Genomic DNA, 23536 nt, shown 5'->3' on the forward strand with positions numbered 1-23536 from the left:
TGCCTGTCCCCCGACGGGTGAACGGGTGATGAAACGCGCAGGCGCGCTCAGAATTCGCGCCGCATCGCGCTGGAGTAGAGGCGGCGGTAGGTGGCGACCATCCGTTCGCGGTCGAACTGCGCCTGCGCACGGGCGCGGTTGGCTTCCCCGATGGCCTTCTGCGCCTTCTCGTTATCGGCAAGCGCGCGCATCAGGGCGGAAAGATCGTCCTCGTTGCCGGGCGCGCTCAGGAATTCGCGATTCTCGTCCGAGACGATATGCGGGATGTCGCCGACTGCCGGGGCCACTACGGGCAGGCCTGCGGCCATCGCCTCGATCACCGACAGCGGGAACTGTTCGGATGCGCTCGACAGGGCGAACATGTCGAACAGGCCGATCACGCGCGAGGGGTCCTTGACCGAGCCGGGCAAGTGCACGCGGTGATTGATACCCAGCCGGTCGATTTCCGCCTGGATGGCTTCGCGCTCGCTCCCCTCGCCGATGATGACGAGATGCCATTCCTCGCGCATCGGGGCGAAGGCGCGCACCAGCGCGGGCAGGTTCTTGACCTTGCGTAGCCCGGCCAGCGTGCCGACCCACTTCTCGCCCTTGCGCTTGATTAGGCGGAAAGCCTCGGGCTTGGGCCGCATGGCGAAGGCCTTGGTGTCGATCCCGTTGGGTATGCGCTTCACCCGGCCGAGCGGCTGCTGCCAGTCGACCAGTGCGATTTCCTCCAGCGTTTCCGACGGGACCACGAGGCCCGACGCCTTGCCCAACGCCACGCGGCGGTACCAGGTTCGGCCGCGCTTGCGCTGGTGCAGTTCGCTCTCGTCGAAGCCGTCCTCGTGATGGATTAGCGGCGGCAGCGTCAGCGCTTCGGAGAACATGGTGTGTGCCATGACCGCATCCATCGCGCCCCAGTTGTAGGTCAGGACGAGGTCGTAATCCTTCATCGCGCGCGCGATCTTCATCAACCTGCCGGGCAGCGGCGTGCCCTTGAGGCTGGGAAAATCGGGCTGGAGGACGACGGGAATATTGCGGTCGATGCCTTCCGCCGCTTCCAGCCGGTCGGGCTCCGCCGATACGATCGTGTGATGCACCCCGCGCCCGAAGGCGTTGATGAGTTCGACCGTGCGCCGTTCCTTGCCGCCTGCGGCGAAGGTCGACTGCAGGTGGAGGACGCGCGGCACGCCGCCGCCGGCGCTGCGGCTCATCGGATGCTGGCGAGCAGCGAATCGATGGCGGAGCGGACTTCCGGCTCGTCGAGCGTCGGGGCATGGCCCGCATCGGGCACGGTCACCGCATCGGCGGCAGGCGCCCGGCGCTGCATTTCCGCAAAGGCTTCTTCCGGCAGCAGGTTCGACAGGCCCCCGCGCACAAGCAGCAGGGGCTTGGCCGCCAGCGCCTCGAAACCGGGCCACAGGTCCGGCGGGACGGCATTTTCGTCCGCGGCGTTGAAAGGTTCTGCGATCTTCATGTCGTAATCGAAGGCGATGCGACCATTGTTGCACAGGGTCATCCCGCGCTTGGCCATGGCAATCCAGTCCTCGGTATCGAAGGACGGGTGCGCTGCACCGTGCACCTCTTCCAGCGCGCGAGCGGCATGCATCCAGGTCGGGAAGCTGCGTCCCTGCCCCAGGTAGGTGCGGATCTTGTCGATGCCCGAGGGATCGACCACCGGGCCGATGTCGTTGAGCAGCGCTCCTGCAATCAGCTGCGGCATGGCCTGCGCGATCAGCATGGTCATCAGCCCGCCCATCGAGGTGCCGACCGACACGAAGCGTTCGATCTTTTCCTGCTGCAGCAGGCCCAGCACGTCGCCGATGTAGTTGGGCACCGCGTAGGTCGCGCTGTCTTCGGCGTAATCGCTCTTGCCGCGGCCGCGCATGTCGGGGACGATCACCCGCCAGCCCTTGCTCGCGATATAGGGGGCAACGCCTTCGAAATCGCGGCTGTTGCGGGTGAGGCCGTGGAGGCAGAGGACGGGCGGACGCTCGTTCGCCTCGCCATACTCGCGGAAATAGAGGGTCAGGCCCTCGGCGCTTTGCCAGCTGCGCTCGCTGAATTCGCTATCCATGGAAAGCGCGGTAGCGGCTTGTGCGGCAAATTTCGAGAGACGACTTGCACCTGTCGTTGCGGACCCTCATCTCGTCGGGGATGCCCAGCGCGCCCGAACCATCCGCCTACCGCCCCGACACTCCTGTGAAAGAGCTGGCCGGTTGGCTCGCCGATCCGGTCAGGGCAGCCGATTTTCCCGCCACGCGGCTGCGCTTTCGCAACGACCGCTGGGCCGCCGCCGTGGGGCTGGCGGATCTGTCGGACGAGGAGTGGACACGCCATTTCGGGCGATTCGATCCGCTGCCAGAGAACCTGCCGCAGCCGCTGGCGCTGCGCTATCACGGCCACCAGTTCCGGGTGTACAACCCGCAGATCGGCGACGGGCGCGGTTTCCTGTTCGCCCAGCTGCGCGACGGGGCAGGCCGCCTGCTCGATCTCGGCACCAAGGGTTCGGGCCAGACGCCGTGGAGCCGCGACGGCGACGGACGCCTGACGCTGAAGGGCGCGGTGCGCGAAATCCTCGCCACCGAAATGCTCGAGGCGCTGGGCGTGAATACCTCCAAGACCTTCAGCGTGGTCGAGACGGGCGAGGAGCTGTGGCGCAACGATGAGCCGTCTCCGACGCGCTCTGCCGTGATGACGCGGCTCAGCCACGGACACGTGCGTATCGGCACCTTCCAGCGCCTGCTAGCCTTGGAAGAGCGCGAACACATGGAAGCGCTGGTCGACTATTGCCTCGCGCAGTTCCCCGGCCCGCCGCCGCCTGCCGATGCCCCCGGGCGCGACGAGCCGGCAGTGCGCCTGATGCACCTCGTCGTCGAACGGCTGGCCGATCTCGCGGCAAGCTGGATGGTCGCCGGTTTCGTCCACGGCGTGCTCAACACCGACAACATGAACGTGTCGGGCGAAAGCTTCGATTACGGCCCCTGGCGCTTCCTGCCCAAATGGGAGCCGGGCTTCACCGCGGCCTATTTCGACCATGCGGGCCTTTATGCCTTCGGCCGCCAGCCAGAGGCATTGCACTGGAACTGCGGCCAGTTCGCGGTTGCCCTGCGCCTGATTGCCGATGCACCCCCGCTGATTGCCGCGATGGAGCGGTTCGGGCCGCTCTACATGGAAGCGGTGGCGCGCCGCTGGTGCTGGCGACTGGGTCTCCGGAGCCGGGGTGGGGAAGCCGATGCGCGGCTGGTCGGCGCATGCGAAGCCCATATGAGCGAAAGCGGCGTGCAGCCCGATGCCTTCTTCTTCCGCCATCGCGGTGGCCGGAACGCGGCGGGCGATCTGGCGCAGGCCTTTGCCGGGTACGAACCGGTCGAAGACGGCCACGATTACTGGTCCGCAGATGCTCCCCAATCAATGCTGGTCGAGGAGGTCGAGGCGATCTGGTCCTCCATCGACAAAGACGACGACTGGGGCCCGCTCGACGCCAAGATCGCCGCGCTGCGCAGCATGGGCGATGCGCACGGGCCTGCCCCGCTGCCTGCCGGACATTTGCCGCAGGGCGAAAGCTAAACTCGATTTGACGCGCCAGCGCGGCTGGCACATAGGCGCCAGCGGAGACGCGCCAGCGCGGCTCGCACATAGGCGCCAGCGGAGACGCCGCGTCGGCGCAGGAAGGGAACGAAGTGTCGCAAGCCGAAATGATTTCGACCGAACCGGCCACCGGCAAGGAACTGTGGCGCGGCCGGATCGGCAATGTCGAACAGGCCGTCGAAAAGGCCCTATCGGTCAGGGACAGCTGGGCGCGCGAACCGGTCGGCCAGCGCATCGAGCTGATGCGCCGCTTTGCGAACGAGGTCCGCAAGCAGGCCGAACCCTTCGCCGAACTGATCGCGCGCGAAAGCGGCAAGCCCCTGTGGGAAGCCAAGACCGAGGTCGAGGCCGTGATCGCCAAGGTCGAGATCTCCAAGACCGCCTATGCCGAGCGGACCGGCCAGAAGAAGCTCAACAGCGCACTGCAGGGCACTGCCGCGTTGCGTCACAAGCCGCATGGCGTGATGGCCGTGCTCGGCCCCTACAATTTCCCCGCGCACCTGCCGAACGGACACATCGTCCCGGCGCTGATCGCGGGCAATGTCATCATCTTCAAGCCGAGCGAGAAGACGCCGGCGGTGGGCGAATTCCTGGTCAAGTGCTTCAACGCCTCGGGCATTCCCGAAGGCGTGGTGCAGTGCCTCATCGGCGGGCCGGAAGAAGGCAAGGCGCTGGTCGAGCACGAGCATGTCGACGGCGTGCTGTTCACCGGCTCCGCGCGCGCAGGCATCGCGATCAACCGCAAGCTCGCCAGCAATCCGGCCAAGATCGTGGCGCTGGAAATGGGCGGCAACAACCCGATCGTCATGCTCGACACGCCCAAAATCGACGATGCGGCGGCAACGATCATCCAGTCGGCCTTCACCACTGCCGGCCAGCGCTGCACGGCTGCGCGGCGCCTCGTGGTGGTCGACAGTATGTACGACAAGATCGTCCCTGCGGTTAAGCAGCTGGCGGAAAAGCTGATCGTCGACCAGCCCTTTGCCGATCCCCAGCCCTTCATGGGCTGCGTCATCGACAACCAGACCGCCGACCTCCTGTCCGAAAGCTTCGTCGCGCTGATCAGCCGCGGCGGCAAGCCGCTGATGCACATGAAGCGGCCGGACGAGAACCTGCCGTTCCTCTCGCCGTCGATCATCGATGCGACCGAGATGGCGGAACGCCCCGATATCGAGCTGTTCGGCCCGCTGCTGCAGGTCATCCGCGTGCCCGATTTCGATGCCGCCATCGCCGAGGCGAACAACACGCGTTACGGCCTCTCCGCCTCGCTGGTCGGGGGCAAGCCGGAAGATTTCGAGCGCTTCTGGTTCGAAGCGCGCGCGGGGATCCTCAACTGGAATCGCCCGACCAATGGTGCTTCATCCGCAGCGCCTTTCGGCGGCGTGGGCCTGTCGGGCAACCATCGCCCGGCCGCCTATTACGCGGCCGATTACTGCGCCTATCCGGTGGCGAGCACGGAAATGGACCAGCCGCGCGCCAGCATCGGCGTCGGCCTCAAGGACGGCTGATAGCTGGCTCTCAGCGCTTGCTGGTGACGAGGTCGATTTCGGTGACCTCGCCCGGCAGGTCGCGGGCATAAACCACCATCGCACTGTTGCCCTTGGTGGCGGACAGCACGTTGTCGCCGCCCTTCACCACGTGTTCCACGCTGTAGCCCGCGTCATTGGCGCGGGTGACGTAGAAGGCCAGCACGTCGTTCTTCGGCACGCCGGTGCGGAAAGTGACAGCGCGCAGAGCGCAGGAGCGCTCGTCCGTGCCCGCTGCCTCTACCGTGTTGCCACGCGGGTAGACGGGGAATTCGGCCGGCAGCTTGGCCGCCCAGGACGCGGAATAGCTGACCGCCTCGAAGCAATTGCCGCCATTGGCGGACTGCATGGCGCGGGCCGCCTTCACCATGGCAGCCGTATCGGCGGCATCTTCGGACAGGCGGCGCGGCGTGGGCGCTGCGTCCATGTTGGCACTGCCGCCGACGAGTTCCGCAGCGCGGGTGCGTGCAGCCTCGATCGCGCGGGGCGAGGTGTCGATCTTCGGCACGTTCTGGTTGCCGGTGCCCGACAGCGCGGCATTGGCTTCGCTGGTGCCGGCCATGTCGGGATCGGTGGCGAGATTGTCGCCCAGCGCAGCCTCGCTCGCCGCGTTCATGTCATCGCCGGCCTCGCCCGCATCTTCGCCGTTCTGGCAGGCGGCCAGCAGGGCGATCGGGGCAACGACCAAGGCGATCGGGGCGAAAGGGCGCAGTTTCATTTCGGCATCTCCGGCACGTATTTGCCGCCGTAATGGCCGCGTGCGCACCAAAAAGCCATATGCGCCAGCAAGCTGCGCCATTGCGGGACAGGCAGGGACCGACACGTGAAATGGGCGCCGCCCGCTCCTTCTTTGCGAGGAGGCGGACGGCGCCCGACACGACCCAGGAGGGATCGCGCTATCGGCCGCGGGTGGGCACGGCCGGTAGCTGGTTAAATTGGTATCAGCCGCAGCGGGTGTTCGAGCGGTCGATGGTTCGGCCGAGCAGTGCGCCTGCCGCACCGCCGAGGATCGCGCCGAGGGTGCGATCGCCGCGACCGGCAACTTCGTGGCCGATCAGCACGCCGACCCCTGCGCCGACCAGCAGGCCGGTGGTGCCGTTCTCGCGCTCGCAGTAATAGCGCCCGTCACGGCCGCGCCAGACGCGGGTGTCGCGGTAGACCGGCTGGCCGTAGTCGCGGTCGTAACCCATGTAATAGGGGCGCGCTTCGCGGTAGCTGCCGCGATAGTCGTCATACCGGTCATGGTGATGGCGCTTCCAGTGCTTGCGCTTCTTGCTGTGTTCGTAGGTCATGTCGCCCGCGATGGAGGCGGCGTGGGCGTGGGACTGCGGCGCGGCATGGGCCGGGACAGCGGCCGATGCGGGCATGGACAGGGTCAGGCCGGTGGCGGCGATGGCCAGCGAAGCAGTCTTGAGAAGGTGTGCCATAGTTTGTTTCCTTGGTCTTATCGGGCGGTCTTTTTCGACTCGGGGGCGTCGATGTCGTTCAGGAATACGCTTCGCATTCTGAACGATTTGCAACCGCGCTGTCAGCAAACGACAGTTTCGACGAGCCGTGCAGCTTTGCCGGACGAATTGAAGCTTGCGGCCCGGATGGGGCGCGCCTAGGCGCAAATCGTTCATGGACACGACAGCATCAGACCAGCGCCGATCGGGGCTTTTGTCAGCCTTCAGCGCCTATCTGATCTGGGGTTTCCTGCCGCTTTACCTGATCCTGGTACGCGAGGTTCCGGCCTTCGAATTCGTCGGCTGGCGCATCCTGTGGACGCTGCCGTTGTGCCTCGTGATCGTGGCCGCGCGCAAGCAGATCGACCAGCTCGTGCGCGCCTTTGCCACGCCCAAGGTCATGCTGCTGCTGCTCGCCAGTGCCACGCTGATCGCGGTCAACTGGGTGGTCTATGTCTGGGCGATCCAGCAGGGCAATGTCTACGCGGCCAGCCTCGGCTATTACATCAACCCGCTGGTGAACGTCCTGCTCGGCACGCTGGTGCTGGGCGAACGGCTGTCACGTGCGCAGTGGATCGCGGTGGGCCTTGCGGCCGTGGGCGTATCGCTTTTGCTCGCAGGCGCGCTGACGACGCTGTGGATCAGCCTGACCCTGGCGCTCAGCTTCGGGACCTACGGCCTCATCCGCAAGCAGGTGGACGTGGGCGCTCTGCCCGGCCTGACCATCGAATCCATCCTGCTGACCGTGCCTGCTGCCGGAGTCGCCTGGTATTACGCCGGAACGCCCGCGGGCTCGTCCTTCACGCAGAGCTACGGCCTTGCCGCCGCCATCATGCTGGGCGGCGCGCTGACCGCATTCCCGCTGCTGCTGTTCGCCATCGCCGCGCGCAAGCTGCCCTATTCGACACTTGGCTTCATCCAGTTCCTGGCGCCCAGCATCGTCTTCGTGCTGGGCCTCACCGTCTTCGGAGAGCAGCTGAAACCCGCGCAGGCCGCCTGTTTCGCCTGCATCTGGGCGGCAGCGGCAATCTTCGTCTGGGACCTGTGGTCGCGTTCTAGGACGCCAGCCGCCAGCTGAGCGTTTCGCCCGCGTGGAACGGCACGATGGCCGCGCCGCCGCCATCGACTTCTGCCGGGACTTCGACCGGGGCCTTTTCCAGCGTCACCGTGCCTTCGTTCACCGGCAGGCCGTAGAAAGCCGGACCGTTGAGGCTGGCAAAGCCCTCGAACCGGTCGAGCGCGCCTTCCTCGTCGAACACGGTGAGATAGCTTTCCAGCGCATAGGGCGCGTTGAAAATGCCTGCACAGCCGCAGTCGCTTTCCTTGGCGCCGCGATGGTGCGGCGCGCTGTCCGTGCCGAGGAAATACTTGGCCGAACCGCCGGTTGCCGCCTTGCGCAGCGCCAGCCGGTGTTCCTCGCGCTTGGCGACGGGCAGGCAGTACATGTGCGGGCGGATACCGCCCACCAGCATGGCATTGCGGTTGATGTGCAGGTGCTGCGGCGTGATGGTCGCTGCGATGTTCGAGCCCGAGGCATCGACGAATTCCACTGCCTGGCGCGTGGTGATGTGCTCGAAGATCACCTTCAGTTCGGGCAGGCGTTCGACCAGCGGCTGGAGCACGCGCTCGATGAACACGGCCTCGCGGTCGAAGATATCGATATCGGCATGGGTGACCTCGCCGTGGACGCACAGCGGCATCCCGATTTCGGCCATCTTTTCCAGCACGCCTGCAATGTTCGCGATGTCGGTCACGCCGTGCGCGGAATTGGTCGTCGCGCCCGCCGGATAGAGCTTGGCCGCGGTCAGCACGCCATCGGCGAAACCGGCGGCCAGGTCGCCTGCATCGATATTGTCGGTGAGATAGGCGGTCATCAACGGGGTGAAGTTCACCCCTTCCGGCACCGCGCCCAGAATGCGCTCGCGATAGGCGGCGGCCAGCGCAGTGGTCGTCACCGGCGGCGAGAGGTTCGGCATCACGATCGCGCGGGCGAACTGGCGCGCGGTATGCGGCACGACGGCGCGCATCGTGTCGCCATCGCGGAAGTGGAGATGCCAGTCGTCGGGGCGGCGGATTGTCAGCGATTCGACCATGCGGTTGCCTATGCCGCCGGGCGACCTATCTGTCACCCATGACCGCAAGCCGCCTGTTCGATCGCACCCTCGTCCGCCTCACCCCGCGTGAGGAAGGAGAGGATGTTGCCGCCTTCCTGCAAGGGCTGCTGACCAATGACGTGACCAAGGCCCTGCCGGTCTATGCCGCGCTGCTCACCCCGCAGGGCAAGACCCTGTTCGACATGTTCGTCTGGCCTGCCGCCGACGGCCAGTTGCTGCTCGATTGCGAGGCCGCGTTGGCAGAGGAACTGGTGAAACGCCTCTCGCTCTACCGCCTGCGCCGCAAGATCGACATTGCGGTCGATCCCGGCCTCGGCGTGCACTGGCAGAAGGAAGCGGGCGATGGCGGCGCCGCCGACCCGCGCCTCGCCTCGCTCGGCCAGCGCTGGATTGCTCCTGTCAGCGACAGCGACGAAGCGGCGGACGATGCCTACCGCGCCCACCGCCTTGCCCTCGGCGTTCCAGAAGGGCGCGCGGAGCTGGGGGATATCCTGTGGCTGGAGACCAATGCGGTCGAGCTGAACGGCGTCGCTTTCGACAAGGGCTGCTACATCGGGCAGGAAAACACCGCGCGCATGAACTGGCGCAGCAAGGTCAACCGCCGGCTGGTGGTGGTGGCGCTGGAGCTTTCCGAGGAAAAGCGCCGCAAGGTCGGGCATGAGGATCTCGGCCTTGCCATCGACCACTTGCGGGTGAGCGATATCGAACCGGAACTGGCACCCGAATGGATGCGCAGCGCGCTTACCCCTTCGGAGTGACGGTTTCGAGCGAGCGGACGAGCATCCGCTCGGCACGGTCGCGGGCAGCCGTTTCGGGCAGGCCGAGCGAACGCGACAGCGCGCTGCCGATCAGCGCATCGCCCATCGCCATCAGGACCAGCGCGAGCGTTTCCTCGTGAACCTGCGTCGGCGAACCGCCGTGCACGGCCTCTTCGGGGGCGATCTCGTCGACCAGCTCGTGGATGGTCTCCACGATGGGTGTCAGCGCGTCTTCATTGCCAGTCAGGATCATCCAGCTGGCAAGCGCGCCGGCCCCTTCCTTGTCGAAGGCGTCGAAGGCGAGATCCACCACTTCGCGCGGATGGCCCAGCCCTGCGCGACTGGCGCGAACGGCATCGGCGATGGTCGCGCAGACCGCTTCGGCAAGGTGGCCCGCCAGCGCCTTCTGCAGGCCTGCGGCAGAGCCGAAGTGGTGCAGCAGGTTCGCATGCGTGCGCCCGATCCGCGTCGCCACGGCCTTGAGCGTGACCGATTGCGGCCCGGTTTCGATCAGCAGCGAGCGCGCCGCTTCGAGAGCTGCGAGCCGCGATTCCTCGGGCGAAAGACGTTTCCTGGTGGCCATTGCCCCGAAGCGGTAAACCATTGCGGCGGGCAGGGGAAGCGCTCCGGCACGCCTTATTGACATCTGTGTCAGTATCGCTTACTTACACTGATGTAAGTTAATCACGGAGCAGGACATGAACGCCCCCCTCCCCATCGATACCGCCACCGCCCGCACAGCGCCGACGCCCGAAGACCTCACCATCACGGTGCGTGACGAGCGTTTCAACCGCGGCACCACGCCGCGCCGCTGGTGGGCCGGTGAGCCCTTCGGCACCGCCTGGCACAATGCCTTGTCGGCAACCTTCCCGCGCGGCGAGGCTTTCTTCATCGAGGCAGTGAAGGCCCACCGCGAAGGCGCCGATCCCAAGCTCGAGGCCGAAATCCGCGCCTTCGTGAAGCAGGAGATCAACCACACGCGCGAGCACATCGCCTTCAATCGCCTCGCCGAAGACGCCGGCTACGACATCAAGGCGATCGACCAGCGCGTGGCCGAACTGCTGGCGCTCACCAAGGACCGCCCGGCCATTGCCAACCTCGCCGTCACCATGGCGCTGGAACACTACACCGCGATGATGGCGGCCGAATTCCTCGCCAATCCCCAGCATTTCAAGGACGCCGATCCGGAAGTGCGCGACATGTGGCGCTGGCACGCAGCCGAAGAGATCGAGCACAAGGGCGTCGCCTACGACACCTGGAACCACGCGACGAAGGACTGGACGCCGTTCCGCCGCTGGAAGGTGCGCAGCCTCGTCATGCTGACCGTCACCGCGCGCTTCTTCAAGAACCGCTGGGTCGATTCGCTGAACCTGCTCGAACAGGACGGCATCACCGGCTGGAAGGCCAAGTGGGGCCTGTTCAAGTACCTCACCGTCTCGCCGGGCGTGGTCCGCCGGATCTTCCCGGCATGGCTCGCCTATTTCAAGCCGGGCTTCCACCCGTGGGATCACGACGACCGCCACCTCATCAACCTCTACGAGGGCGAGTTCGAGGACGCGCTGCTCCCCGCCGAGTAAGCTTTCCGGACCGGAAACGAAAAAAGGCCCCGCGAGCGTATCGCGGGGCCTTTTTTCTGTCAGGCCGCCATCGGCGGGACGAGGTCGTCTGCGGCAAGCTCGAGGCTGTAGAGCGCGCAGTCCACGTCCTGTCCCCTTGCGCAGCTGTGCCGCTTGGCCACCTTGCCCGTAGGCCGGAAGCCGAGCTTGCGCAGCACCTTGCCCGATGCGGGATTGTCGAGGAAGTGCCCTGCCTCGAGCCGCTCGTAGCCAAGCAGTCGGGCGATCTCGATCAGGCCGCGCCCGGCTTCGGTGGCATAGCCCTTCCCCCAATAGGGGCGGGCGATCCAGTAGCCGAGTTCGATGCCGGTGTCGGTTTCGCCGAAGCCGATCGACCCGATGATCCGCGAGCCGTCATCGCCCGGCAGGGTCATCAGGAAGTTCGGGACACGCGGGTCCTGCTCGCGCTTGACGAATTCACGCGCATGTTCGGGGAGATAGGGCCACGGCGCGCGAGCAAGATTGCGGACCACGCCCTGGTCGGCAATGCCGCCGAACAGCGCGTCTGCATCTTCGGGCCATGCGGGCCGCAACAGCAGCCTCTGCGTGATATGGAACATCGGTATTCTCCCCGTATCTCCACGCTCCGGGCTCCTAGGCCGGACGCGTGACAATTGCGTGATGGCGAAAGGATATTTCGCCGCGAAATCGAAGAGGGAGAAACGACAAGAGGGAGACGGGTCGGCCCCATCTCCCTCTTCGTCTGCCGGATCGTTAGCCAGGCTGGGACCGTCCCGTTTGGACGATCCCGTTATCGGAACGTCCGGTTATTCGGCTGCTTCCGCCATCGCATCGACCGATACGTATTTGCGGCCGAGCTTGCCCGAGTGGAATCGGACGACGCCATCGGTCAGCGCGAACAGCGTGTGGTCCTTGCCCATGCCGACGTTGACGGCCGGGTAGAACTTGGTGCCGCGCTGGCGCACGATAATGTTGCCAGCGACCACGGACTGGCTGCCGAACTTCTTCACGCCAAGACGACGACCGGCCGAATCACGACCGTTACGCGACGAACCGCCTGCTTTTTTATGTGCCATGGTCCGGGCTCCTTACTTCTTGGCTTCGGTCTTCTTGGCAGCCGCCTTCTTGGCGGGAGCCTTCTTGGTTGCAGCAGCCTTGGCCGGTGCAGCCTTCTTCGCCTTGGGCGCAGCCTTCTCTTCCGAAGTGTCCTTCTTCGGAGCGGCCTTCTTGGTTTCGGCCTTCGGAGCGGCTTCCTTCTTGGGAGCAGCCTTCTTCTCGGCCTTCGAATCGCCAACCGCAGTGATGCGCAGGAGAGTCATCTGCTGGCGATGACCGTTCTTGCGGCGGTAGTTGTGACGACGACGCTTCTTGAAGACGACGACCTTTTCGCTCTTCGCCTGCGCGATGATCTCGGCCGAAACGGTCACCTTGCCGGCGTCCGAAAGCTTGTCGCCTTCGCCTGCGAGCAGGACGTCGCCCAGCGTGATGGTGTCACCGGCTTCGCCAGCCAGCTTCTCAACCGCGATCTTGTCTCCGGCGGCAACCCGGTATTGCTTGCCGCCCGTGCGCACTACTGCGAACATGGTCGTTATCTCTCGTTCAAATTGCTGTGCCGCATCCTTGCGAATCTACGGCGCACCCGTCGACCCACCTAGGGCGGGCCCGGAAAGAAGCGTGCCGTTAGGCGAAACGCGGGACCAAGTCAACGCTGCCATCAGGCATTTTTTGCCATTCGCGCTGGCGCGCATCAGGTCGCGTGCTATGTGAGCGCCATGTCGCGAATTGCAAGCCTCTGCCTGCCGCTGTCGCTCTGTCTTGGCGCCTGCGCCAGCTCCGGCGGCGACTATCCCTCCCTCGCCATCCGCGATGCCGAGCGCGCGCAGGGAAGCTTTTCCACGCCCGAGCGCAAGACGATCGACGTCCCGCCGGTGGAAACCGACCTCACCGGCCCGCTCGACCAGACGCTGGTGCAGCTGGTCGCCGCGACCGAGGCCGCCCATGCCGATTTCCTGGAAATCGCGCCGCGTGCGCGCAGGCTTGTCGCTGCAGCGGGCAGTAGCGAGGTGGGAAGCACGGCCTGGGCCAGTGCGGAAGTCGCCCTTTCGGAACTCGATTCGGCCCGCAGCCTCGCGGCGATCCCGCTGGGCGATATCGACACGCTCTACAGCGCGGCCCGCGTGGTCGCAGGCGACGTCGCCGCGATCGAGGCAGCGCGCGCGCGGATTACCGCAATCATAGCCGAAGAAGACGAAACGCTCGCGCAGCTGCGCGAGCGTTGAGAAAGTCCGGAGAAGGCGCGGGGAACTAGCTGCCAGCGTCCCCCGCGCCCCCCTCTCCTATCGCACCAGCGATGCGACGGTGACTGCCACCAGCCCCCAGGTGAACACGATGGCCGGCAGGATCAGGACCTGCACCGCGGCATCGCGCGCCGGGAGGCGGCCCGTGTGGGTCATGATGCCCTTGGTCTTGAGCTGGCCGAAGCTGAGCGCCTTCGAACGCGTTTCGGGCGAAAGGCGCGTCCAGATCGTCGGCACGCCGAATGCGGCGACAATGAAGAAGGCGAAGATGACCATCGGAATGGCAAGGCCCGAACTGGGTAGGCCCGCTGCCATGACGGCGATGAAACCGAGGTAAAGGCCGACGGTCGCCACATAGAGTCCGCGCGGCAGTTCGAAGGTCCGGTCGACCTCGTGATGCTTTACGGGGGTGTCGACGATGCGGGCCTGTTCGGCAACGAGTTCGCGGCTGAAGTGCTTTACCATTCTGCGTCTCCTGTCTGGAGACATTGATGACGCGGGCAGGCAGGCGATTCCTTGATCGAAATCAAGCGCGAAGCGTTTATTTCCAGCGGGCGAGGTCTGCGCGGTCCTGTTCGCGCGGTTCGATCCAGTGCCAGCCGTCCTCGCGCCGTTCGCGCTTCCAGAACCAGGCAGCGGACTTCAGATGGTCCATCACCATGTCCACTGCGTCGAAGGCGGCGCGGCGGTGGGGCGCGGCGGCAGCGACAAGCACGATGGCCTCGCCCGGCGTCATGACGCCGACGCGGTGCCAGGCGAGCAGGCCGGCAAGGCCGAAGCGCGCGGCGGCTTGTTCGGCCAGTGCCTCCATCCCGGTAAGGGTGAGCGGTTCGTAGTGGCTGAGTTCGAGCGCCTTCACCCCGTCCCCGCTCCTGACCTTGCCGAGAAAGCTGGCGGTCCCGCCTGCATCCGGGTTGCCTGCATCGAATGCCGCCAGCGCCTCGCCGACGGACATCCCCCGGTCGAGCACGCGAACATCGACCGGCGAGGAAATCGCCAGCCTAGCCACCGCTGACCGGCGGCAGCAGCGCGACCTCGTCGCCGTCCTCGGCGACGAGCGCGGTCTTGTCGGCGAGCACGCGGCCCTTGCAGGCGACATTGACGCGTTCCTGCCTCAGCTGCTCGGCCACCTCGTTTCCGACGACGGCCAGCAACCCGTTCCAGTCGAGCGGTCCGGCAACCTCGGCGGCCTGCTTTCCGGCAAGGTCCTGCAGCGGCCCGAGGAAGAGGATGCGGACGCTCATGCCGCCGCTTCGAGATATTGGCCGGTCACGCCCGGCGCCCTGGTAAGATAGGCCTCCAGCGCGTCGACATTGCCGCCCTCGCCCGAAACCACGTTGATCCGGCGTGGGGCGTGCTTGCGCGCCAGCATGGCGGCCGCCGCGCTGCGCCATTCGCCATGTTCGTAGGAAGCAGGCTCCAGCACCACGAGCACGTCCTGCCCGCCGGCCAGTGCGCGCTCTATCGGGTCGAGCCAGTTCTGGTGGAAGAGCCCGGCTGCAGCGAGCGGTTCTTCCGGCAGGCCGTCGACCTCGATCCGTTTCATCCCCGCCGTTCCCGGTGGAGTGTGATGCCGATCTTCTCGCCCGCTTCGGCAATCGCCAGCTTGACGATCTTGACCGTCACCGCCTCGACGCGATTGTCCTGCAGGAACAGCGTTTCGCAGACATGGTCGGCGACTGCCTCGATCAACTTGAAATGCACGCCTTCGGGCAGCGCCTCGGACGCGGCGAACTTCAAATCCATGTAGTTCTTCGAATGGTCGAGCGAGGTGTCGGGCCCGTAGTGCGCCAGCGGCTTCATCCGCGCGCTGATGGTAAAGCGCAGCGGCTGGGGCTTTCCCGTCTCTTCGGAATAGATGCCCGTCAGTACGTCATGTTCGAAGTCGGCGACTTCGAGGATCAGCGAATCGTTCATCTGCGTTCCCTAGCGCGGATTGGACCAGCGCGCGAAGATCGCGGTGGGAAGGTGGCGGTCACGCTCGCCCGTCTCGCGCACGGCAAGGTCGCCATGCTCGATCTTGCCGGGAAGTCCCTCGAACACCTCGTCGAGCAGGCCGGCCAGCGCGAGGCTGCTCATGCGCACGGCATAGACCGTGAGGAACAGGAAGCGGCTGTTTGCGTCCAGCAGCTGGCGGCAATCGGCGATAAGGCCGGGCAGGCTTTCTTCCAGCCGCCAGGTCTCGTTCTTCGGCCCGCGCCCGAATTTGGGCGGATCGAGGATGATCCCGTCATAGCGGTTGGCGCGGCGCACCTCGCGCGCGGCGAACTTGCTGGCGTCGTCGACCAGCCAGCGGATCGGGCGGTCTTCCATACCCGACAGCGCCGCATTCTCGCGCGCCTGGGCGACCGATTTCTTGCTCGCATCGACATGGGTCACGCGGCCGTGGCGGGACAGCGCGAGCGAGCCGACGCCGGTGTAGCCGAACAGGTTGAGCGTTTCGGCGTCCTCGCGCCCGGCCAGTTGCTCGCGCATCCAGTCCCAGACCGGGGCCATGTCGGGGAAGAACTGGAGGTGGCGGAATGGCGTCGGCTGCGCGGTGAAGCGCACTTCGTCATAGCCCAGCGTCCAGCCGTCTTCCGGCAGCTCGCGTTCAAGGTGCCAGCGCCCGCCGCCATCCTCGTCCGCGCCGGGAATGAATTCGCCATGCGCGTTCCAGTCGGCCATGCGCGGTGACCACATCGCCTGCGGTTCGGGGCGGATGAAGCTGTAGTCGCCGAACGCCTCCAGCTTGCGGCCATGGCCGCTGTCGAGCAGGCGATAGGCGTCCCAGCCTTCGCCCACCATCAGCACCGGATCGCGGACCAGCTCGGCCATCAGGTGGCGTTCTCGAGGATGTGGGCGCGCACCGCCTCGTAGGTGCCGGGAAGCTCGACGTAATGCTCCTCGCGCGAAAACAAATCGCCCACGCGAGTGGGAAGGTTCGGACGCAGGCCCGTGGCCCGCTCGACCGCGTCGGGGAACTTGGCCGGATGCGCGGTGGCGAGCGTTACGACAGGCACATCGGCGGCAATACCCGCGGCACGCGCGGCGTGAAGGCCGATGGCGGTATGCGGGTCGAGCATCTCGCCGCACTCCTCGAACGCCCAGCGCATCGCCTGCGCCATGTCGGCGGCATCGGCGCGGGCGCTGGTGAAGAGCGCTGCCGCCCCCTCGCGCTGCGCATTGGTGAGACGCATGGCCTTCTCGGCCTCGAACCTGCGCATCTGTTCCGCCATGGCAGCGCCGTCGCGCCCGCCCACGTCGAACAGCAGGCGCTCGAAATTGGAGCTGACCTGGATGTCCATGCTCGGCGCGGCGGTCGGGGTCACGCTGCCGGTCGAATAATCGCCATCGCTCAGCGCGCGGTGGAGGATGTCGTTCACATTGGTGGCGACGATCAGCTGCTCGATCGGCAGGCCCATGCGCGCAGCCACGTGCCCTGCGAAGACGTCGCCGAAATTGCCGGTCGGCACGCTGAAGGCGAGCTTGCGCTCCGGCCCGCCAAGCTGGAGCGCGGCGGCGAAGTAATAGACCACCTGCGCCATCAGCCGCGCCCAGTTGATCGAATTGACCGCCCCGATCCTGTGCTTCGACGTGACATCGGCATCCGCGAAGATCCGCTTCACCATCGCCTGCGCATCGTCGAAGCTGCCCTCGATGGCGAGGTTGTGGACATTGGGTGCGCGAACCGTGGTCATCTGGCGGCGCTGCACATCGCTCACCCGGCCCTTGGGGTGGAGCATGAAGATCTCGACATTCTCCAGCCCGGCCACCGCATCAATGGCTGCACTGCCGGTATCGCCGCTGGTCGCCCCGACGATCGTCAGGCTGCCCTGTTCGCGAGAAAGGAATTCCTCGAACAGCAAGCCGAGCAATTGGAGAGCCACATCCTTGAACGCCAGCGTCGGGCCATGGAAGAGTTCGAGCACCCAGTGCTGTTCATCCAATTGTACCAGCGGTGTGACCGCCTTGTGCGCGAAGCGGCCATAGGCGCGTGTGGTAAGTTCGCGCAGGCGCTCCGGCGTCAGGCTTCCCTCGACGAAGGGCTCCATCACCCGCGCCGCCAGTTCGGCGTACGGCAGGCCGCGCATTGCAGCGATCTCGTCATGGCTGAACTGCGGCCATTCCTCGGGCACATAGAGCCCGCCGTCGGAGGCGAGGCCGGCCAGCGTGACGCCTGCGAAATCGAGCGTCGGTGCGCTGCCGCGGGTAGAGACGTATTTCATCGTGGAAAGGCGGTTAGCGATGCCGCCGCAAACGGGCAAGCAAGCCGGTCTTTAATCGCCCCTAGCCCGCGTGGACCTGCGGCGCAGCGCGAGGAAATAGATCACCAGCGCGGTCAGGGCGAAAAAGAACCACTGTCCGGCATAGGCAAGGTGGTTGTTCGGCAGGCTGCGGGGATCGGGACGGGCGAGCGCCTGGAGGCCGGCCAGCCCTTCTTCTGCCACGATCCGGCCACCCGGAGCGATCGTTCCGGCAACCTCGCCCCCGCTCCATTCGACCGGTTGGGGGTCGCGCGAATAGCCGATGTCCACTGTCACGCTGGTGCCGTCCGCAAGCCCGCAAGATACACGCTGGGCAACACCCTTTTCGCCGGTTGCGCTGGTGCCGGCCACCGTCGTTGCACCCGACACCGAGGCGCAGGCAACGTTGGTGCGGCGGTAGAGCAGTTCCTCCACCATGGCCGGGTCGCGCGGGTATTCCACGGCCTCCGTCATCGACAGCGACTGTTCCGCACGGGCGATCAGAGCTTCTTTTTCGCCCATGCGCCCGAGTTGCCAGATGCCGAGGGCGATCATCACGGCAACCGCTCCGGCGACGATGATGGTGGGGATGACGGGAAGGCGCATGACTATCCTTGCGGTTCAAAAGAAAAGGGCAGCCGCGGCGTGGCCGGGCTGCCCTTTCTCATTGTCCGGCGAACCGGACGATATCAATGGAATTCGGCACCCCAGCCGCCCCAGACGTAGACGACGGCGAAGAGGAACAGCCACACCACGTCGACGAAGTGCCAGTACCACGCGGCCGCTTCGAAGCCGAAGTGCTGGCGCGGGGTAAAGTGGCCCTTGTAGGTGCGCACGAGGCAGACGATCAGGAAGATCGTGCCGACCAGCACGTGGAAGCCGTGGAAGCCGGTCGCCATGTAGAAGGCCGAGCTATAGGTGTTGCCACCGAAGCCGAACGGTGCAGCGCCGTATTCGTAGGCCTGGATGCAGGTGAAGACCGCGCCCAGCAGGATGGTCAGCCACAGGCCCTTCTTCAGGCCTTCACGGTCGCCGTGGATCAGCGCGTGGTGCGCCCAGGTAACCGTGGTGCCCGAGCAGAGCAGGATCAGCGTGTTGAGCAGCGGCAGCGAGAACGGATTGATCACCGCCTCGATCGCTGCGGGCGGGAACTGGCCGCCGATCACCTCGGAGATTTCCGAGGGGAACAGGGCGAAATCGAACCAGCTCCAGAACCAGCCGACGAAGAACATCACTTCCGAGGCGATGAACAGGATCATGCCGTAACGCATGTGCAGCTGCACGACCGGAGTGTGGTCGCCGCGCTGCGCTTCCTTCACGATGTTCGAGAACCACGCGAAGAAGGTCGCGATCAGGCCGGCAATGCCGAGGCCGAGCACGAGGTGCGCACTGGCCATTTCGTGCATGAACAGCACCATGCCGCTGGTGAAGGTCAGCGCCGAGATCGAGCCGATCAGCGGCCAGATATCGGGTTCGAGGATGTGATATTCGTGATTGACGTTACCAGCCATTGTACTCGTGTCCTGGGTTTCGCTTTGCGGAGGCCCTTAATGCGCCAAAGGGCGCTGGTCTAGGGGTCAGTCCCCGGATTCTATCGCGCGGTGGAAAGTGTACGAGAGTGTGATCTGCTCGACACCCTCCATATTGGGATCGTCCAGCGCCGCCGGATCGACGAAATAGAGCACCGGCATCCGAACTTCCTGGCCCGGCTGCAGCGTCTGTTCGGTGAAGCAGAAACACTGGATCTTGTTGAAATAGGCGCCCGCCTGGACCGGCATGACGTTGAAGGTCGCAGTGCCCGTGATCGGTTCGGTGCCGTTGTTCTTCGCGACATAGATCGCCATGTCGCGCTGCCCGATGGTGACCGTGTCGGTCGGCTGTTCGGGCCGGAAGCTCCAGCCAAGCCCCGGGGCGACCGAGCCATCGAAGCGGATCGAGATCTGCTTCCCGCCCGCGGCCTTGCCCATGCGTTCGGCGAGATTCGCCTCGCCTTCGGTGGCGCGCTGCGTGGTCCCGCCGAAACCGGTGACCTGGCAGAACAGTTCATAGAGCGGCACGGCGGCATAACCGAGGCCGAGCATCGCGGCTGCGCCCAGCAGGGCCAGCATCGCGGTGCGGGTCTTGCGTTGCTCCAGCGCGGCGGCAGTCATGGCAATCCTCACATCCTGACGATGGTGATCATGTAGAACAGCAGTGCGGCACCCAGAAGGATCCCGCCGAGCACGAGGTTACGGCTCTTCTGACGGCGACGGTATTCCTGTTCTTCCTCGGGGGTCATGCGACAATTCCTTGGTAGTGGAGAACCCGGTCGACGACCAGGGCGCCGAACAGGGCAAAGAGATAGGCGATCGAAAACAGGAACAGGCGCTTTTCCGGCTTCATCGTGTCGCCTTCGACCGGCGTGCGGGCTGCAACCGGGATGGCAAGTGCAATGAAGGCCAGCGTCAGTACGAGCGCGGAAAGGCCGTAGATCCAGTCCGTCCCGCCGATGTACCAGGGCGCCAGCACCGTCGGCAGCATGAGCAGTGAATAGACCAGCACCTGGCGGCGGGTGGAGCGGTGGCCCTTGACCACGGGCATCATGGGGATGCCGGCCTTGGCGTAATCGGTTTCCACGAACAGGGCGAGCGCCCAGAAATGCGGCGGCGTCCACATGAAGATGATCAGGAACAGCAGCACCGGCATCAGCGTGATGTCGCCCGTTACCGCTACCCAGCCGATCAGCGGCGGGAACGCGCCTGCGCCCCCGCCAATGACGATGTTCTGCGGCGTGCGGGGTTTCAGCCAGATCGTGTAGATGACCGAATAGTAGAAGATCGAGAAGGCGAGGATCGCGGCCGACAGCCAGTTGATCGCCAGCCCCATGATCACGATCGAGGCACCCGACAGGAAGAAGCCGAAGTCGCGCGCGTCGGTGCGTGCCATGCGGCCCGACGGCAGCGGGCGGGCACTGGTGCGCTTCATGATCGCGTCGATATCGCTTTCCCACCACTGGTTCAGCGCAGCCGCACCACCTGCCCCCATCGCGATGCACAGGATCGCGGTGAAGCCGAGAATGGGATGGATATTACCGGGCGCTGCCAGCAGTCCGCACAGGCCGGTGAAGATCACCAGGCGCATGACGCCCGGCTTGGTCAGCGCGAAGAAATCGCGCCACTCTGCGGGCAATTGGGTGGGGACAGTCTGGGTCATGGGAATCGGGTGCGCATATAGGGACAAAAACCGCGGCAATAAAGGCTTTCAGAGCCTCTCCAGCCAGTCGAGCAGGAGGCGGTTGACCTCCTCGGGCCGTTCCTGCTGCGTCCAGTGGCCGACACCTTCGAGGATGTGGCCTTCGACCTTGGGCGCGAACATCTTCATGAGCGCGACGGGATCGGTGACAGCTCCGAAAAGGTAGGTCGCCGGATCACGGGTGCCACCGATGAACAGCGCGGGCTGCTCGATCCGCTTGCCCTGCCAGCCTTGCAGCCATTCGTAATCGCGCTCGTGATTGCGGTAGCGGTTGAGAGGGCCGCGAAAGCCCGAGGCTTTGAACTCGCCTTCGTAGAAATCCATGTCCTCCTCGGTCAGCCAGGAGACCGGTTGTGGATCGGGCAGGCCTTGCAGGAAGGTCGCGCCATAGGGCTTGTCCCAATAGGCGCCCGGCGGCACGTCGCCGCTGATCGAATACATCATCCGCTGGACCCAGTCGCGCGGGTCCTTCTCGGCCTCCGCCTCGGCCACACCCTCTGCCTGGAAATACTCCTGGTAGAAGAACCTGCCCTGCGATGTGAAGTGCTCGTGGAACACCTCGGTGAAGGGGCGGCTGGGGACGCCTGCGAAGGGAACGGACAGACCTGCCACGGCCGAGAAATGCTCCGACCGTGTCAGCGCCGTGTTCCAGACGATCGGCGCGCCCCAATCGTGACCGACCAGGATTGCCGGGCTGTCGGGCTGCAGCGCCTGCTTCAGGCCGACGAGATCGCCCACGATGCGCTCCATCGCATAGGCTTCGACCGGATGCGGCTTGTCCGAACCGCCATAGCCGCGAACGTCGATAGCGCAGGCCGTGTAGCCTGCTTTGGCGACAGGGCCGATCTGGTGGCGCCAGCTGTACCAGCTTTCGGGAAAGCCGTGGACCATGATGACCAGCGGCCCCTCGCCCTCGACAGCGCAGCGCAGGCTCAGTTCGCCAACGTCGATGGTCCGCATTTCGGGCATGGTCATTCCTCGTCTCGCGCAAAAGAAAACGGCCGGCCCCTCATGGGACCGGCCGCTTTGTCATGTACAGCTATAGCTACGCTCAGGCCGTTGCGGGCTTGCCGTCGCCAATGTGGTCGTGGTGGTCGTGGTGGTCCTCGATCACCGGCAGTTCGCTGAACTGGTGGAACGGCGGCGGGCTCGACAGGCTCCACTCGAGCGTGGTTGCACCCTCGCCCCAGTAGTTGTCTTCGGCCTTCTTGCCGGCAACGAAGGCATACAGGATGTTCACGAAGAACAGGACCATCGAGGCGGCCATGATCATGTAGCCCAGCGTGCTGATCTCGTTCCAGTAGGTATAGGCTTCCGCATAGTCGGGATAGCGACGCGGCATGCCCTGCCAGCCCAGGAAGTGCTGGGGGAAGAAGATCACGTTCACGCCGATGAAGAAGCCCCAGAAGTGGAGGTGCGACAGGAGCTCGGAGTGCATCCGGCCGCTCATCTTCGGGAACCAGTAGTAGAAGCCGGCGAACATCGAGAACACCGCACCCATCGACAGCACGTAGTGGAAGTGCGCCACCACGAAGTAGGTGTCGTGAACCACGTCGTCCACGCCGCCATTGGCGAGGTAGACGCCGGTCACACCACCGACGGTGAAGAGGAAGATGAAGCCCAGCGCCCAGACCATCGGCGACTTGAACTCGATCGAGCCGCCCCACATCGTGGCGATCCAGCTGAAGATCTTCACGCCGGTCGGAACCGCGATGACCATGGTGGCCGCGGTGAAGTACATCTTCGTGTTCACGTCGAGGCCAACGGTGTACATGTGGTGGGCCCACACGACGAAGCCGACAACGCCGATCGCGACCATGGCGTAGGCCATGCCGAGGTAGCCGAAGACCGGCTTGCGGCTGAAGGTGGCGACGATCTGCGAGATCATGCCGAAGCCCGGCAGGATCATGATGTATACTTCGGGGTGGCCGAAGAACCAGAACAGGTGCTGGTAGAGGATCGGGTCACCGCCACCTGCGGGATCGAAGAAGGTCGTGCCGAAGTTGCGGTCGGTGATCAGCATCGTGATCGCCGCGGCAAGGACCGGCAGGGCCAGCAGCAGGAGGAATGCGGTAACCAGCACCGACCACACGAACAGCGGCATCTTGTGCAGGGTCATGCCCGGCGCACGCATGTTGAAGATGGTGGTGATGAAGTTGGTCGCACCGAGGATCGAGCCAGCGCCCGCAAGGTGCAGCGAGAAGATCGCGAAGTCGACGGCCGGACCGGTCGAACCCGAGGTCGACAGCGGCGCGTAAACCGTCCAGCCCACGCCTGCGCCCGGCCCGATACCGCCGGGGACGAACAGCGAGAACAGCAGCGAGAAGAAGCCCGCCACGGTCAGCCAGAACGAAATGTTGTTCATGCGCGGGAACGCCATGTCCGGCGCACCGATCATCAGCGGGACGAACCAGTTGCCGAAGCCGCCGATCATGGCCGGCATGACCATGAAGAAGACCATGATGAGGCCGTGCGCGGTGATGAACACGTTCCACATGTGCAGCGCGCTATCGATATCGGTAGCGCCGCCCATGAGCTGGGCCCAGTACTGGAGGTACTGGATACCCGGTTCGGCAAGCTCGGCACGCATGATGCCGGAGATCGCGCCACCCACGATACCCGCGACGATCGCGAAGATCAGGTAGAGCGTACCGATGTCCTTGTGGTTGGTGGACATGAACCAGCGCGCGAAGAAGCCGGGCTTGTGATCGGCATCGTGCGCGTGGTCGTCGTGGTGGGCCTGGAAGCTGTCGGCGGTAGTGGCCATCTTGCTATACTCTCGAATGCGTGTT

At 65.3% G+C, this 23536-nt stretch carries 28 protein-coding genes; 6 read left to right on the forward strand and 22 right to left on the reverse strand.

Annotation, left to right across the window (positions count from 1 at the left end; all coding sequences use genetic code 11):
- Positions 1-47: 47 nt before the first annotated feature.
- A complete protein-coding gene (locus LCL94_RS02675) occupies positions 48-1193 on the reverse strand; it encodes a glycosyltransferase (protein ID WP_224830873.1) in 1146 nt (381 codons plus the stop codon).
- A complete protein-coding gene (locus LCL94_RS02680; RefSeq protein ID WP_224830874.1) occupies positions 1190-2056 on the reverse strand; it encodes an alpha/beta fold hydrolase in 867 nt (288 codons plus the stop codon). The genes LCL94_RS02675 and LCL94_RS02680 overlap by 4 nt, the downstream gene beginning before the upstream one ends.
- 80 nt (positions 2057-2136) lie before the next feature.
- Here LCL94_RS02680 and LCL94_RS02685 point away from each other — a divergent pair, with 80 nt between their 5' ends.
- Both LCL94_RS02685 and astD read left to right on the forward strand, forming a co-directional pair.
- On the forward strand, positions 2137-3549 hold the full coding sequence (locus tag LCL94_RS02685) for a protein adenylyltransferase SelO family protein (protein WP_224830875.1): 1413 nt from the start codon (positions 2137-2139) through the stop codon (positions 3547-3549).
- A gap of 128 nt (positions 3550-3677) precedes the next feature.
- A complete protein-coding gene (gene astD, locus LCL94_RS02690; protein ID WP_224832644.1) occupies positions 3678-5078 on the forward strand; it encodes a succinylglutamate-semialdehyde dehydrogenase in 1401 nt (466 codons plus the stop codon).
- A 10-nt stretch (positions 5079-5088) separates the two neighbouring features.
- Here the strand turns inward: astD and LCL94_RS02695 are convergent, their stop codons facing one another.
- Positions 5089-5814, reverse strand: coding sequence for a hypothetical protein (locus LCL94_RS02695; protein WP_222554029.1), 726 nt, complete (start codon positions 5812-5814; stop codon positions 5089-5091).
- A gap of 223 nt (positions 5815-6037) precedes the next feature.
- Entirely contained in the window at positions 6038-6523 is a 486-nt protein-coding gene (locus LCL94_RS02700; protein WP_224830876.1) for a glycine zipper 2TM domain-containing protein, read from the reverse strand.
- Positions 6524-6716: 193 nt separating this feature from the next.
- On the opposite strand from LCL94_RS02700, the gene rarD reads away from it, so the two are divergent.
- A complete protein-coding gene (rarD, locus tag LCL94_RS02705) occupies positions 6717-7619 on the forward strand; it encodes an EamA family transporter RarD (protein ID WP_160607629.1) in 903 nt (300 codons plus the stop codon).
- Here the strand turns inward: rarD and pyrC are convergent.
- Positions 7597-8634 (reverse strand): dihydroorotase, encoded by a 1038-nt coding sequence (gene pyrC / locus LCL94_RS02710; protein WP_224832645.1) that lies wholly within the window; start codon positions 8632-8634, stop codon positions 7597-7599. The two genes, rarD and pyrC, sit on opposite strands and share 23 nt — an antisense overlap.
- A gap of 38 nt (positions 8635-8672) precedes the next feature.
- Between pyrC and LCL94_RS02715 the strand changes: the two genes are divergently transcribed.
- Entirely contained in the window at positions 8673-9413 is a 741-nt protein-coding gene (locus tag LCL94_RS02715) for a YgfZ/GcvT domain-containing protein (RefSeq protein ID WP_224830877.1), read from the forward strand.
- Here the strand turns inward: LCL94_RS02715 and LCL94_RS02720 are convergent.
- Positions 9397-9996 (reverse strand): TetR/AcrR family transcriptional regulator, encoded by a 600-nt coding sequence (locus LCL94_RS02720; RefSeq protein WP_224830878.1) that lies wholly within the window; start codon positions 9994-9996, stop codon positions 9397-9399. The genes LCL94_RS02715 and LCL94_RS02720 overlap by 17 nt on opposite strands.
- Positions 9997-10111: 115 nt before the next feature.
- Between LCL94_RS02720 and LCL94_RS02725 the strand changes: the two genes are divergently transcribed.
- Positions 10112-10990, forward strand: a complete 879-nt coding sequence (locus LCL94_RS02725; RefSeq protein WP_224830879.1) for a metal-dependent hydrolase — start codon at positions 10112-10114, stop codon at positions 10988-10990.
- Between the two features lie 59 nt (positions 10991-11049).
- On the opposite strand, the gene LCL94_RS02730 is transcribed toward LCL94_RS02725, so the two are convergent.
- The 3 genes from LCL94_RS02730 to rplU form a co-directional block, all read right to left on the reverse strand.
- Positions 11050-11589 carry a GNAT family N-acetyltransferase gene (locus LCL94_RS02730; RefSeq protein ID WP_224830880.1) on the reverse strand — a complete coding sequence of 180 codons (540 nt, stop codon included), beginning with the start codon at positions 11587-11589 and terminating at the stop codon, positions 11050-11052.
- Positions 11590-11796: 207 nt separating this feature from the next.
- Complete coding sequence (gene rpmA, locus LCL94_RS02735) at positions 11797-12066, reverse strand: 50S ribosomal protein L27 (protein WP_160607634.1); 270 nt, start codon at positions 12064-12066, stop codon at positions 11797-11799.
- A gap of 12 nt (positions 12067-12078) precedes the next feature.
- The gene (gene rplU / locus LCL94_RS02740) at positions 12079-12573 is read right to left on the reverse strand and encodes a 50S ribosomal protein L21 (RefSeq protein WP_160607635.1); all 495 of its coding nucleotides are present in this window, start codon (positions 12571-12573) and stop codon (positions 12079-12081) included.
- Positions 12574-12753: 180 nt separating this feature from the next.
- Between rplU and LCL94_RS02745 the strand changes: the two genes are divergently transcribed.
- The gene (locus tag LCL94_RS02745) at positions 12754-13269 is read left to right on the forward strand and encodes a hypothetical protein (protein WP_224830881.1); all 516 of its coding nucleotides are present in this window, start codon (positions 12754-12756) and stop codon (positions 13267-13269) included.
- Between the two features lie 57 nt (positions 13270-13326).
- Here the strand turns inward: LCL94_RS02745 and LCL94_RS02750 are convergent, their stop codons facing one another.
- The 13 genes from LCL94_RS02750 to ctaD form a co-directional block, all read right to left on the reverse strand.
- On the reverse strand, positions 13327-13752 hold the full coding sequence (locus LCL94_RS02750; RefSeq protein ID WP_224830882.1) for a hypothetical protein: 426 nt from the start codon (positions 13750-13752) through the stop codon (positions 13327-13329).
- A 76-nt stretch (positions 13753-13828) separates the two neighbouring features.
- Positions 13829-14296, reverse strand: coding sequence for a molybdenum cofactor biosynthesis protein MoaE (locus LCL94_RS02755; RefSeq protein ID WP_224830883.1), 468 nt, complete (start codon positions 14294-14296; stop codon positions 13829-13831).
- Positions 14289-14531, reverse strand: a complete 243-nt coding sequence (locus LCL94_RS02760) for a MoaD/ThiS family protein (protein WP_224830884.1) — start codon at positions 14529-14531, stop codon at positions 14289-14291. Before LCL94_RS02760 ends, LCL94_RS02755 begins: the two co-directional genes overlap by 8 nt.
- A complete protein-coding gene (locus tag LCL94_RS02765; RefSeq protein WP_224830885.1) occupies positions 14528-14833 on the reverse strand; it encodes a Rossmann fold domain-containing protein in 306 nt (101 codons plus the stop codon). Before LCL94_RS02765 ends, LCL94_RS02760 begins: the two co-directional genes overlap by 4 nt.
- Positions 14830-15204: a dihydroneopterin aldolase gene (locus LCL94_RS02770; RefSeq protein ID WP_222554022.1), complete on the reverse strand. Its 375-nt coding sequence runs from the start codon at positions 15202-15204 to the stop codon at positions 14830-14832. The genes LCL94_RS02765 and LCL94_RS02770 overlap by 4 nt, the downstream gene beginning before the upstream one ends.
- Positions 15205-15213: 9 nt before the next feature.
- The gene (locus LCL94_RS02775; RefSeq protein WP_224830886.1) at positions 15214-16104 is read right to left on the reverse strand and encodes a class I SAM-dependent methyltransferase; all 891 of its coding nucleotides are present in this window, start codon (positions 16102-16104) and stop codon (positions 15214-15216) included.
- Positions 16104-17495: a threonine synthase gene (thrC, locus tag LCL94_RS02780; protein WP_224830887.1), complete on the reverse strand. Its 1392-nt coding sequence runs from the start codon at positions 17493-17495 to the stop codon at positions 16104-16106. Before thrC ends, LCL94_RS02775 begins: the two co-directional genes overlap by 1 nt.
- 51 nt (positions 17496-17546) lie before the next feature.
- Positions 17547-18119, reverse strand: coding sequence for an SURF1 family cytochrome oxidase biogenesis protein (locus LCL94_RS02785; RefSeq protein WP_224830888.1), 573 nt, complete (start codon positions 18117-18119; stop codon positions 17547-17549).
- Positions 18120-18202: 83 nt separating this feature from the next.
- Positions 18203-19024: a cytochrome c oxidase subunit 3 gene (locus LCL94_RS02790; RefSeq protein ID WP_224830889.1), complete on the reverse strand. Its 822-nt coding sequence runs from the start codon at positions 19022-19024 to the stop codon at positions 18203-18205.
- 66 nt (positions 19025-19090) lie between these two features.
- The gene (locus LCL94_RS02795; RefSeq protein WP_224830890.1) at positions 19091-19663 is read right to left on the reverse strand and encodes a cytochrome c oxidase assembly protein; all 573 of its coding nucleotides are present in this window, start codon (positions 19661-19663) and stop codon (positions 19091-19093) included.
- Between the two features lie 124 nt (positions 19664-19787).
- Positions 19788-20705 (reverse strand): heme o synthase, encoded by a 918-nt coding sequence (locus LCL94_RS02800; RefSeq protein ID WP_224830891.1) that lies wholly within the window; start codon positions 20703-20705, stop codon positions 19788-19790.
- Between the two features lie 48 nt (positions 20706-20753).
- Positions 20754-21719, reverse strand: coding sequence for an alpha/beta fold hydrolase (locus tag LCL94_RS02805; protein WP_224830892.1), 966 nt, complete (start codon positions 21717-21719; stop codon positions 20754-20756).
- 76 nt (positions 21720-21795) lie between these two features.
- A complete protein-coding gene (ctaD, locus tag LCL94_RS02810) occupies positions 21796-23511 on the reverse strand; it encodes a cytochrome c oxidase subunit I (RefSeq protein ID WP_224830893.1) in 1716 nt (571 codons plus the stop codon).
- Positions 23512-23536 lie beyond the last annotated feature (25 nt).

Origin of the sequence: Qipengyuania gaetbuli (assembly GCF_020171365.1) — a bacterium.
Lineage (GTDB): Bacteria > Pseudomonadota > Alphaproteobacteria > Sphingomonadales > Sphingomonadaceae > Qipengyuania > Qipengyuania gaetbuli_B.

What these genes read in the sequence shown, in the direction of transcription:
- LCL94_RS02675 (WP_224830873.1), bottom strand. Translation starts at nt 1,193, where the DNA reads ATGAGCCGCAGCGCCGGCGGCGGCGTGCCGCGCGTCCTCCACCTGCAG.
- LCL94_RS02680 (WP_224830874.1), bottom strand. Translation starts at nt 2,056, where the DNA reads ATGGATAGCGAATTCAGCGAGCGCAGCTGGCAAAGCGCCGAGGGCCTG.
- LCL94_RS02685 (WP_224830875.1), top strand. Translation starts at nt 2,137, where the DNA reads ATGCCCAGCGCGCCCGAACCATCCGCCTACCGCCCCGACACTCCTGTG.
- astD (WP_224832644.1), top strand. Translation starts at nt 3,678, where the DNA reads ATGATTTCGACCGAACCGGCCACCGGCAAGGAACTGTGGCGCGGCCGG.
- LCL94_RS02695 (WP_222554029.1), bottom strand. Translation starts at nt 5,814, where the DNA reads ATGAAACTGCGCCCTTTCGCCCCGATCGCCTTGGTCGTTGCCCCGATC.
- LCL94_RS02700 (WP_224830876.1), bottom strand. Translation starts at nt 6,523, where the DNA reads ATGGCACACCTTCTCAAGACTGCTTCGCTGGCCATCGCCGCCACCGGC.
- rarD (WP_160607629.1), top strand. Translation starts at nt 6,717, where the DNA reads ATGGACACGACAGCATCAGACCAGCGCCGATCGGGGCTTTTGTCAGCC.
- pyrC (WP_224832645.1), bottom strand. Translation starts at nt 8,634, where the DNA reads ATGGTCGAATCGCTGACAATCCGCCGCCCCGACGACTGGCATCTCCAC.
- LCL94_RS02715 (WP_224830877.1), top strand. Translation starts at nt 8,673, where the DNA reads ATGACCGCAAGCCGCCTGTTCGATCGCACCCTCGTCCGCCTCACCCCG.
- LCL94_RS02720 (WP_224830878.1), bottom strand. Translation starts at nt 9,996, where the DNA reads ATGGCCACCAGGAAACGTCTTTCGCCCGAGGAATCGCGGCTCGCAGCT.
- LCL94_RS02725 (WP_224830879.1), top strand. Translation starts at nt 10,112, where the DNA reads ATGAACGCCCCCCTCCCCATCGATACCGCCACCGCCCGCACAGCGCCG.
- LCL94_RS02730 (WP_224830880.1), bottom strand. Translation starts at nt 11,589, where the DNA reads ATGTTCCATATCACGCAGAGGCTGCTGTTGCGGCCCGCATGGCCCGAA.
- rpmA (WP_160607634.1), bottom strand. Translation starts at nt 12,066, where the DNA reads ATGGCACATAAAAAAGCAGGCGGTTCGTCGCGTAACGGTCGTGATTCG.
- rplU (WP_160607635.1), bottom strand. Translation starts at nt 12,573, where the DNA reads ATGTTCGCAGTAGTGCGCACGGGCGGCAAGCAATACCGGGTTGCCGCC.
- LCL94_RS02750 (WP_224830882.1), bottom strand. Translation starts at nt 13,752, where the DNA reads ATGGTAAAGCACTTCAGCCGCGAACTCGTTGCCGAACAGGCCCGCATC.
- LCL94_RS02760 (WP_224830884.1), bottom strand. Translation starts at nt 14,531, where the DNA reads ATGAGCGTCCGCATCCTCTTCCTCGGGCCGCTGCAGGACCTTGCCGGA.
- LCL94_RS02765 (WP_224830885.1), bottom strand. Translation starts at nt 14,833, where the DNA reads ATGAAACGGATCGAGGTCGACGGCCTGCCGGAAGAACCGCTCGCTGCA.
- LCL94_RS02770 (WP_222554022.1), bottom strand. Translation starts at nt 15,204, where the DNA reads ATGAACGATTCGCTGATCCTCGAAGTCGCCGACTTCGAACATGACGTA.
- LCL94_RS02775 (WP_224830886.1), bottom strand. Translation starts at nt 16,104, where the DNA reads ATGGCCGAGCTGGTCCGCGATCCGGTGCTGATGGTGGGCGAAGGCTGG.
- thrC (WP_224830887.1), bottom strand. Translation starts at nt 17,495, where the DNA reads ATGAAATACGTCTCTACCCGCGGCAGCGCACCGACGCTCGATTTCGCA.
- LCL94_RS02785 (WP_224830888.1), bottom strand. Translation starts at nt 18,119, where the DNA reads ATGCGCCTTCCCGTCATCCCCACCATCATCGTCGCCGGAGCGGTTGCC.
- LCL94_RS02790 (WP_224830889.1), bottom strand. Translation starts at nt 19,024, where the DNA reads ATGGCTGGTAACGTCAATCACGAATATCACATCCTCGAACCCGATATC.
- LCL94_RS02795 (WP_224830890.1), bottom strand. Translation starts at nt 19,663, where the DNA reads ATGACTGCCGCCGCGCTGGAGCAACGCAAGACCCGCACCGCGATGCTG.
- LCL94_RS02800 (WP_224830891.1), bottom strand. Translation starts at nt 20,705, where the DNA reads ATGACCCAGACTGTCCCCACCCAATTGCCCGCAGAGTGGCGCGATTTC.
- LCL94_RS02805 (WP_224830892.1), bottom strand. Translation starts at nt 21,719, where the DNA reads ATGACCATGCCCGAAATGCGGACCATCGACGTTGGCGAACTGAGCCTG.
- ctaD (WP_224830893.1), bottom strand. Translation starts at nt 23,511, where the DNA reads ATGGCCACTACCGCCGACAGCTTCCAGGCCCACCACGACGACCACGCG.